Origin of the sequence: Pseudomonas sp. K5002, assembly GCF_013386655.1 — a bacterium.
Taxonomy (GTDB): domain Bacteria; phylum Pseudomonadota; class Gammaproteobacteria; order Pseudomonadales; family Pseudomonadaceae; genus Aquipseudomonas.
This window is the reverse complement of record NZ_JACARK010001043.1, coordinates 1-994: the sequence shown is the minus strand read 5'-3', so window position 1 is coordinate 994 and position 994 is coordinate 1. Positions and strand designations below refer to the sequence as shown.

General features: G+C 64.6%; 2 protein-coding genes. Both read right to left on the bottom strand.

Annotated features, from left to right (window positions below):
• The coding region (locus tag HX846_RS32960) for a response regulator (protein WP_178967023.1) at window positions 1-270 on the bottom strand (270 nt) is incomplete at its 3' end.
• A partial coding sequence (locus HX846_RS32955; RefSeq protein WP_256740229.1) for a sensor histidine kinase occupies window positions 267-994 on the bottom strand: 728 nt, incomplete at its 5' end. The genes HX846_RS32955 and HX846_RS32960, both read right to left, overlap by 4 nt.

Sequence of the window (994 nt, the reverse complement as noted above, 5' to 3'; positions counted from 1 at the left end):
GCCGTGGCCGGTGATCAGCACCACCGGCAGGCTTTTATCCAGAGCCTTGAGCCGGGTCAGCAACTCCAGGCCGTCGATGCCCGGCAGGCGAATATCGCTGATGACGATGCCGGCGAAGTTTTCACCGACGAGGGTCAGGGCCTCTTCGGCACTGCCCACGCCCACGCTGGGAATGTCTTCCAGGGCCAGGGCTTGCTGGCAGCCGAGCAATACATGGGGGTCGTCTTCGACGATCAGGACGGTCAGGTCGGTGGTTTTTTCTGCGTTCATTTCGACTCGACTTGTTGAGGGCTCGCCAGCGGCAAACTCAGGACAAAGGCAGTACCACCGCTGGCCGGATGCTCGACGGCGAGGTTGCCGCCGGTCGCCGCCGCGAGGCTGGCCGACAGCGTGAGGCCGAGGCCCAGGCCTTGTTCGCCGGGTTTGGTGGTAAAGAACGGTTCGAACAAATGCTTGCGGGTCTCGGGATCAATCCCGTGGCCGTTATCGCGCACCCGCAGGCGATATTTGCCGTCGGCGACGTCGCCTTCCAGCCACAGTTCGGGGGCCGGTTGCGCCTGCATCGCGTCCAGGGCGTTGCCCATCAGGTTGACCAGGATCTGCTCCAGGCGTGTCTGGTCGATCTGCAACTGCGCGCTGCTGAAGTGGCGGTGCACCGTCAGCGGCAGGGTCTCCAGGCGACTGCCGAGGATCTGGAACGTAGCGTCCACGGCCTTGCCCAGATTGGCTTCGCCCTGGTCATCGCCACGCCGGGCAAAGGAGCGCAGGCTGGCGGTGATGCGACCCATGCGGTCGATCAGTTCGTTGATGGTCTTGAGGTTGGCACTGGCGGTGTCCAGCGCCCCACGCTCAAGGAAGCGCACGGTGTTGCCCGACAGGGTACGCAGGGCGGCCAGTGGCTGGTTCAATTCATGGGCGATGCTGGTGGACATCTGGCCGATGGCCGCGAGTTTGCCGGCCTGCACCAGTTCGTCCTGGGCCCGGCGCAAGGTTT